Source organism: Streptomyces sp. NPDC050997 (assembly GCF_040660135.1).
In the GTDB taxonomy this organism is placed as follows: Bacteria; Actinomycetota; Actinomycetes; order Streptomycetales; family Streptomycetaceae; genus Streptomyces.
This window is the reverse complement of record NZ_JBFAGK010000027.1, coordinates 107406-115509: the sequence shown is the minus strand read 5'-3', so window position 1 is coordinate 115509 and position 8104 is coordinate 107406. Positions and strand designations below refer to the sequence as shown.

At 69.1% G+C, this 8104-nt stretch carries 6 protein-coding genes; 5 read left to right on the top strand and 1 reads right to left on the bottom strand.

The window, feature by feature from the left end; translation table 11 throughout:
* Positions 1–167 precede the first annotated feature (167 nt).
* The 5 genes from AB0H86_RS39045 to AB0H86_RS39025 all read left to right on the top strand — a co-directional run bounded on the left by AB0H86_RS39045 (position 168) and on the right by AB0H86_RS39025 (position 5729).
* On the top strand, positions 168–1298 hold the full coding sequence (locus AB0H86_RS39045; protein WP_362449977.1) for a pectinesterase family protein: 1131 nt from the start codon (positions 168–170) through the stop codon (positions 1296–1298).
* Position 1299: 1 nt separating this feature from the next.
* The gene (locus AB0H86_RS39040) at positions 1300–2391 is read left to right on the top strand and encodes a pectinesterase family protein (RefSeq protein WP_362449974.1); all 1092 of its coding nucleotides are present in this window, start codon (positions 1300–1302) and stop codon (positions 2389–2391) included.
* Positions 2388–3542, top strand: coding sequence for a dienelactone hydrolase family protein (locus AB0H86_RS39035; RefSeq protein WP_362449972.1), 1155 nt, complete (start codon positions 2388–2390; stop codon positions 3540–3542). Before AB0H86_RS39040 ends, AB0H86_RS39035 begins: the two co-directional genes overlap by 4 nt.
* Positions 3543–3580: 38 nt before the next feature.
* Positions 3581–4693 carry a chondroitinase-B domain-containing protein gene (locus AB0H86_RS39030; RefSeq protein ID WP_362449970.1) on the top strand — a complete coding sequence of 371 codons (1113 nt, stop codon included), beginning with the start codon at positions 3581–3583 and terminating at the stop codon, positions 4691–4693.
* 238 nt (positions 4694–4931) lie between these two features.
* Complete coding sequence (locus tag AB0H86_RS39025; protein ID WP_362449968.1) at positions 4932–5729, top strand: HAD family acid phosphatase; 798 nt, start codon at positions 4932–4934, stop codon at positions 5727–5729.
* On the opposite strand, the gene AB0H86_RS39020 is transcribed toward AB0H86_RS39025, so the two are convergent.
* Positions 5722–7944 (bottom strand): family 43 glycosylhydrolase, encoded by a 2223-nt coding sequence (locus AB0H86_RS39020; protein WP_362449966.1) that lies wholly within the window; start codon positions 7942–7944, stop codon positions 5722–5724. The genes AB0H86_RS39025 and AB0H86_RS39020 overlap by 8 nt on opposite strands.
* Positions 7945–8104: the final 160 nt, after the last annotated feature.

Here is an 8104-nt window from a genome sequence, read left to right as displayed (position 1 = left end):
CCGCTCCTCAAGAAACCGATTCCGCGCCGTTCCGAGGACGGACACCCCCCGGCCCGTCCCCGCCCCCCCACCGCCCCGCAGGCGCGACAGGCACCCCACATGCCCCCACGGGAGGAAGCACCCAGCCACTCCACTCTGCCGAGCCGCACCCCCCCAAGGAGCCCCGCATGCCCTTGCACCACCTCCAACACCCCTTGTCCAGAAGGGGATTGCTGTTCGCGAGCGCCGGGGCCGGCGCCGCGCTCGCGGTCGGGGAGGCCCCCGCGCGGGCCGCCGGCGGCAAGCGCCCCTTCGGCCGGTACGGGTCGCCCGCGGCCCGCCTCACCCCGCAGACCCTGTACGTCGACCCGCACGGCCGCGGCGACTTCACCTCCGTCCAGGCCGCCGTGACCGCCGCGACCGGCAGCGGCCGGACCCTGGTCCTCGCGCCGGGCGTCTACCGGGAGACCGTCGCCGTCGACGCCACCCGGACGGAGGCGACCTGGATCGGCGCCTCCGGGGACCCCCGGGACGTCGTGATCGTGTACGACAACGCGGCCGGCACCCCCAAGCCGGGCGGCGGCACCTACGGCACCACCGGGTCGGCCACCACGACCGTGCAGGCCGCCGGCTTCACCGCCCGCTGGATCACCTTCGCCAACGACTGGCTGCGCGCCGACCACCCCCAGATCACCGGCACCCAGGCCGTCGCCATCAAGGTGCAGGGCGACCGCTCGGCCTTCCACCACTGCCGTTTCCTCGGCCACCAGGACACCCTGTACGCCGACTCCATGGCCCTGGCCGTCTTCGCCCGCCAGTACTACGCCCACTGCTACGTCGAGGGCGATGTCGACTTCGTCTTCGGCCGGGCGACCGCGGTCTACGAGAACTGCCACTTCCGCACCCTGAACCGCACCGACCTGGCGGCCGCCCCCTACGGCTTCGTCCTCGCGCCCTCCACGGCCGGCGCCAATCCGCGCGGATACCTGGTCGTCCGCGGCCGGGTCAGCAGCGAGGCCCCGGACGCCCACTACAAGCTGGCCCGCCCGTGGGTGCCCAGTTCCGACACCACCGCCCGCCCGTCGCTCACCGTGCGGAACACCTGGCTGGGCCACGGCATCGACGCGATCGCGCCCTACGCCAACATGTCGGACAGCTTCCCGTGGCAGAGCCAGCGGTTCGCCGAGTACCGGAACACGGGCGCCGGCGCCGAGATCTCCGTGCCCGCGAACCGTCCCCAACTCACCGCGGACCAGGCCGAGTCGGCGACCCGCGCCGAGTATCTGGGTGACTGGCGGCCATGGAAGCGGGGACGCTGACATGCGCAGACGCACCCTTCTGACGGGCCTGTCCGCAGGCCTGGCCGCCGCCGGTACCGCTCCCTCCGCCTCCGCCTCCGCCTCCGGCCGCCGGGTCCTGCACGTCCGGCCCGGAGACTCCGTGCAGGCGGCCGTCGACGCGGTGCCGGGTCCCGGCTGGACGATCGTCGTGCATCCGGGGACGTACCGGGAAGTCATCACCATCGACACGGACAAGGCGGAGTTGACCCTGCGCGGCGCCACCCGCGACCCGCGTGACGTCGTCATCGTCTACGACAACGCGAACGGCACGAAGAGGCCCGACGGCACCACGTACGGCACCGCCGGCTCCGCCACCTTCACCTCGGCGGCCCCGGGGCTGACCGTCCGCGACCTGACCCTCGCCAACGACTGGCTGCGCGCCGACCACCCCGAGATCACCGGCACCCAGGCGGTGGCCGCGTACACCTACGGCGACCGCACCCACTTCGAGAACGTGCGCCTGCTGGCCCACCAGGACACCCTCTTCGTCGAGACGACCGCGCTCGACGTCTTCGACCGGCAGTACTTCCACCGCTGCCACATCGAGGGCGACGTCGACTTCGTCTTCGGCCGGGCGACCGCCGTCTTCGAGGACTGCCACTTCCACACACTGCCGCGGGACGTCGACTTCACCCCCAAGGGCATGGTCTTCGCCCCCTCCACGGCCCGCGCCAACCCGCACGGCATCCTGGCGCTCCGCTCCCGGATCACCTCCGGCGCCGAGGACGGGGCGTACAAACTGGCCCGGCCCTGGGTGCCGACGTACGAGACGACGGCCTGGCCCTCCCTCGTCGTGCGGGACACCCGGATCGGACCCGGGATCGACGCGGTGGCCCCGTACACCAACATGCGGGAGGCGTATCCCTGGCAGACCATGCGGTTTCGGGAGTACCGCAACACGGGCCCCGGAGCGGGGATCACGGTGCCGGACAACCGGCCTCAACTCGGCCGAGCGGAAGCCGTGTCGCACACGAGGTCGGCCTACCTCGGTGATTGGCGACCCCGTGCGTACGGTCGAGCGGCACGCCCTGAGGCACACCCTGAGCCACGCCGGCACCGGGGGATCGTATGAGTGAGCCGCTCGGACGCCGGACCTTCGTCGCGGGGGCCGCCGCCGCGGCGTTCCTCACGGGCGGCACCGGGGCCGCGCGGGCGGCGGACCTGGTGGCCGGCGATCTGCCCGACTTCCACCCGGCACTGAAGGACGAGCTCACCTTCCCGCTCGCCTGGGGCACTTCACCCGTCCGCGACTTCCGGGCGTGGCGTCGAGCCGCCCGTTCGAAGGTCGAGGAACACCTCCTCGTCGCCTCGCAGCGCGGGACGCCGTACGCGCCCCGATTCACCACGGGCCCCCAGGAGGACGGATACACAAGGGAGTTGGTGACCCTCGCGCTCACCGCCTACGAACGCGTCCGCGGCGTCCTGCTCACCCCGCACGGCCCCGGCCCCTTCCCCGCAGTGCTCCTCCTCCACGACCACGGAGCCAGGTTCGACATAGGGAAGGAGAAACTCGTCCGCCCCTGGTACGACGACACGCGCCTCGCCTCCGCGCAGGCGTGGGCGGACAAGTACTTCAGCGGACGCTTCGTCGGCGACGAACTGGCCCGGCGCGGATACGTGGTCCTCTGCCTGGACGCCCTCGGCTGGGGCGACCGCGGCCCCCTCGCCTACGACCAACAGCAGGCCCTCGCCTCCAACTTCTACAACCTCGGCTCCTCCCTCGCCGGACTCATGGCCCGCGAGGACGCCCGTGCCGCCGGGTTCCTGGCCGGCCTCGACAGGGTGGACGCACGCCGGGTCGCGGCCGTCGGGTTCTCCATGGGCGCCTACCGGGCCTGGCAGACGGCCGCGCTCAGCGACGACATCGCCGCGGCGGCGAGCGTGTGCTGGATGACGGGCCTGAAGGAAATGATGGTGCCCGGCAACAACACGCTGCGCGGGCAGTCGTCGTACTACATGCTCCACCCCGGGCTTCCCCGGTTCCTCGACTTCCCCGACGTGGCGGGCATCGCCGCACCCAGGCCGATGCTCTTCCTCAACGGCGCGCTGGACACCCTCTTCACCGCCGACGGCGTGCGGGTGGCCCACGACAAGCTGCGCGCCGTCTGGCGTTCGCGCCACGCCGAGGAGCGGTTGCGTCTGAAGACCTGGCCCGACCTCGGCCATGTCTTCGTCGACCGCATGCAGGACGAGGTCTTCAGCTGGCTGGACCGCGTCCTGTGACCCCCTCCCCAATCGCACGACGAAAGGACCCGCCCGCCATGTCCCGTCGTACCGCTCTTTCCGCCCTGGCGGCCCTGACCCTGGGTGCCGGCCTCGCCGCCCTCCCCACCCAGGCCCAGGCCGCGACCGTGGTCGTCAGCAACTCGACCGACCTGTCCAACGCCCTGAAGAACGCCACCGCGGGCACGGTCATCCAGGTCCGCGGCGGCACCTACTACCCGACGGCCACGCTCCAGTCGACGGCCAACGGCACCTCGTCCGCGCCGGTCACGCTCACCGCGTACGGCTCCGAGACGGTGAAGATCGACGGCTCGTCGCTGCCCGACGGCGACTGGATCTTCAAGCTCACCGCGGACTACTGGAACGTCTCCAACATCACCTTCCAGAACTCCCCGGACAGCGCGGTCGTCTGCCAGTCCTGCACCGGCACCGTGTGGAACAACATCAAGACCATCAACGGTGGCGACTCCGGCTTCACGCTCACCGGCGACGGCACGGTCAACAACACCGTGAAGAACATCGACAGTTACGGCAACTACGACGCCGCCACCCATGGCGAGAACGCCGACGGTGTCGCCGTGAAGTTCGGCTCCGGCACCGGCAACCTGATCACCGGGGCCCGCCTCTACAACAACTCCGACGACGGCCTGGACTTCTGGTCGTTCTCGTCGCCGGTCACCGTCGAACACACCTGGGCCATGGGCAACGGCAAGAACCGCTGGTCCGACTCCGCGTTCGCGGGCGACGGCAACGGCTACAAGCTGGGCGGTGACGGCGAGGTCGTCGCTCACGTCGTCAACAACTCGGCCGCCTGGGACAACGCGGGCAACGGCTTCACCGAGAACTCCAACAAGGGCGCCATCGTCATCAACCGCACCACCGCCTACGCCAACGCCAAGTGGGGCTACTACTTCGCCACCGGCGCGGCCCGCCTCGGCAAGAACCTCGCCGTCAGCAACGGCGGCGGCTCGGTGAGCAAGGGCTCCTCGGTGGTCTCCTCCGGCAACAACTGGGACAGCGGCATCGCCACGCCCGCCTTCAAGTCGACGGACGCCTCGAGCACGTACAACGCCCGCAGTTCGAGCGGCACCCTGCCCACGACGACGTTCCTGACCACGGGCTCGACGACGATCGGGGCGACGATGAACTGAGATGAGGTGGGCTCAGCCAAGGTGCCACAGGGCGTACGACGCCGGTGGTACCAAGGCTGAGCCCACATCAGCACCGACCCGCCGCTCAGCTGTCGGCCAAGCACGCATGGGGTCCAGTCGCCTTCGCCCCAGCCATGGATTGTGTACCGATGGGATAACGGCGCTCGCACCGAACGTGTGATGCGCGTAGACAATGCTCTGACCTGGGCATCATCTACCCACCAGATCCGGAGATCCCATGCGCAAGTCCCTCAAAGCGGTCGCCGTCGGCGCGGCCTGTGTCGTCGCCGGTGGCGCCCTGTACGGCGCCGGCGCGGCCACCGCCGGTCAGTCCACGGCGAACTCCACGCACGAGCCCTACAACATCGGGCAGCTGGTCAAGGACATCGACACCTACTACGGCACCACGCCCGACGCCGACGGCGTGTACCAGGCGTCCCCGGACAGCCCGTACGCCAAGGATCTCGCGCGTATCGACTCCGCCGCGAGGAAGTACCTCGACCAGGCGGCGCGCAAGGCCCACCACAGGGGCGAGAAGCCCGCGGTCGTCTTCGACATCGACGACACGCTGCTGCTCAGCCTCGACTACGAGAAGCGCTACAACTACACGTACAGCTCGGCCACTTGGGCGGCCTACGTCAACAAGGCCGACCGCCCGGCCGTCTTCGGCAGCCCCGAACTCGTGCGGTACGCCGAGAAGAAGGGCGTCGAGGTGTTCTACAACTCGGGCCTGAGCGAGGCGCAGCGCACGGCCGCGGTCGCGAACCTGAAGAAGATCGGCGCCGATGTGAACCTCGACGCCGATCACGTGTTCCTCAAGAACTCGGCCAACCCGCCGTCCTACCTGAGCGGTTGTGCCACCCCGGGCGCCTGGACCTGCACGACGGTGCAGTACAAGTCCGGCACCCGGAAGCACATCGAGAAGGACCTCGGGTACGACATCGTCGCCAACTTCGGCGACCAGTACTCCGACCTCGACGGCGGCTACGCCGACCGGACGTACAAGCTGCCGAACCCGACGTACTTCGTCAGCTGATCCCGCGTACCGGCCGCAGCGACTCCAGCGTCGGCACCACCGGCTCGATCGTGCCGTCCGCCGCGAACTCCATGCGGTCGATGGTGGTTTCGCGGTGCATGCCGTCGCCGCCCGGCTTTCCGGGGCCGTTCAGGGCGAACCGGTGGTAGACGATGTACCAGTCGTCGGTGCCGGGGACGTTCACCACGGAGTGGTGGCCGGTGCCGAGGATGCCGTACTCGGCACGCTTGGACAGGATCGTTCCCCGCTTGGTCCACGGGCCGAGCGGGGACGGTCCGGTCGCGTAGGCGACGTGGTAGTTCTCGCTGCGGGTGTCGTCCTCGGACCACATGAAGTAGTACGTGCCGTTCCGCTTGATCACGAAGGATCCCTCACGGAAGTTGTCCGGGGTGATGTCCTTCACCTTCGCCGCGTCGTACGACACCATGTCGTCGTTCAGCGGCACCACGTACCCGTGCCCGTTGCCCCAGTAGAGATACGACTGGCCGTCGTCGTCCGTGAAGACCGCCGGGTCGATCATCTGGCCGCTCAGTGAACCGCCCTTCGCCACCAGGGGTTTGCCCAGGGCGTCCTTGAAGGGACCGGCGGGGGAGTCGGCCACCGCCACGCCGATCTGCTGCTCGGCGCAGTAGTAGAAGTAATACTTGCCGTCGCGTTCGGCGATCGCCGGCGCCCACGCGTTCTTGTCCGCCCAGGCCACGTCGGGCCCGAGGTCCAGGATCACGCCGTGGTCCTTCCAGTGGACCAGGTCCTTCGACGAGTACGCCTTGAACCGCGTCCCGCTCCAGCCCTGGAAGCCGTCCGTCGTCGGATAGATCCAGTACTCGCCGTTGAGGTAGTGCACGTCCGGGTCGGCGTTGAGACCGGGAAGGGTCGGGCTGCCGGTGCGGACCGCCTCGACCGTCCAGGTACGCCTCGTGCCGTCCGGGGCCGTCACGGTGTACGTCTGCGGCTTGCGGAAGTCCCGCCGGATACCGGACCTCGGGCTGACCGTCGACCCCTCACCCACCCACAGCTGCGGAGCGAGGTGGCGCAGATCCGCGCCGGGCTCCATCGGCAGCACGGCCTTCGACGTGGCCTCCGTGACGATCGCGTACCCCTTCTGGTCCTTCACCGTCGCGTCCACGACCGACGTGGGGCTCACCGGGTACGCGGCCAGCAGCCGGTCGTACTCCTTCTGTGTCACCGGGAGGACGGTGCCGTGCCGGGGGCTGGCGGGCAGCTGGTAGTTCGTGGACGGGGTCCACTTGCCCGAGTCGAGGTCGGTGGTCTCGAAGGGGACGTAGCCCCGGCCGCCGTACTCGTCGATGAAGAGGTACCACTTCTTCTCGGTGTTGGACTTGAAGACCGTCGGGCCCTCACCGCGGTCCATCGCACCGCTGCCGATGCAGTCCGCGACCAGGTCGTACGTGGTCGACGTCAGGCTGGTCGACTTCTCGCCGGTGATGAACTTGGCGCACGGCGAGCTGGAGTTCGGGTCCCGCTCGTCCTTGGTGTAGCGGTAGTAGGTGTCCTTGTTCTTCACGACCGTCGAGTCGATGACCGAGTAGCCCGGGTCGTCCCAGACCTTCGGCTCGCTGAAGTCGCGGAAGTCCTTCGTGGTCGCGTAGAGCATCTTGTTGTACGTCGATCCCTTGTGGTCGGGATCGTCGTCGGCGTACAGCTTCGACGCCCAGAAGACGACGTACTCACCGAGGGAGTCGTCCCAGTAGGCCTCCGGTGCCCAGGTGTTGCCCGCGCTGTCCGGGGCGACCTTCACCAGGCGCTGATCGGTCCAGTGGACCAGGTCCGTGGACTCCCACACCATGATCGACTTGCTGCCGTGCCGCTGGACGTCGTCCCAGCTGCCGCTGCTGTTCTGGTACATCCTGAGGTCGGTGGCGATCAGGAAGAACTTGTCGCCCTCGGGGGAGCGGATGACGAACGGGTCGCGCAGCCCCTTCTCCCCGACGGTGGACGTCAGGACCGGCTTGCCCGCGTTCAGTTCCCGCCAGTGCAGCGGATCGTTGCCACGGCTGAGGGCGTAGCGGATCTGTTCGCCGTCGGCGGTGCCCTCGCCGGTGAAGTAGGTGAAGAGGTACCCGGCGTACTTGGGCTGCTTCACGGGTGACGCTCCTGGTTGGGCGGTACTGGGGGGTATGGCGATCAGGGAGAGGAGAAGTGCCAGGAAGGGGAGCAGGAGCGTACGGGCGGTACGACGTCTGGGGGGTCGCATGACACATCCTGTGGGACTGTGGGGGTTTCTGTTGGGTCACTGTGCCCTCGGAGTGTCATGGGAGCGAAACAGCGCGTCAATCGGTGCGGGCGGGACGACAGCGATCGAAACTTTCGATCGTTTTCGTGGACGGCGGCAACCTTTCGGTCAGCGGTGGCGA